1 protein-coding gene is annotated in these 496 nt (G+C 46.8%); it reads left to right on the forward strand.

Annotated elements, in window-relative coordinates:
* Window positions 1-496: hypothetical protein (locus A3766_RS30750; RefSeq protein ID WP_197479450.1), on the forward strand; the 496-nt coding region annotated here is incomplete at both ends.

Consider the following 496-nt stretch of genomic DNA (forward strand, 5'->3'; position numbering starts at 1 on the left):
AACCATCGCGTTGAAAGGCAGTGGCTCAAGTGCTCACCCAGAGGTTACAACCGTTACCTTCAGTTTGAACGATGCGACGGGCGAGCCGATGGCAGGTGAAACAATTGAATATTCTCTGTCAACGAATGTGGGGGGGATTACTTTCCCTAATGGCTTATCGACTTATTCTTCGGTAACGGATGAAGAGGGTAATACTTCAGTACAGCTTACTGCTGGTGGCGTTAACATTAGTGTGGCAATCATTGCAACGGTAACTGTTGAGTATGAGGATGGTTCAACTGCAACGACAACTACGACATCTGATTCAATTGCCGTTCTGGGTGGACTTCCTGACCAAGACAGCTTTACTTTATCTGTAGAGACCTTTAACCCTCGTGGTTGGGATATTTCTGGAACAACTTCTCGAATGACTGTGCGCGCAGGTGACCGCTTTAATAATGAGGCTAGAGATGGTACTCAGGTTTCTTTTGTGACAACCGGTGGTCAGATAGTGGGT

The sequence above is a fragment of the Oleiphilus sp. HI0132 genome, from assembly GCF_001635845.1.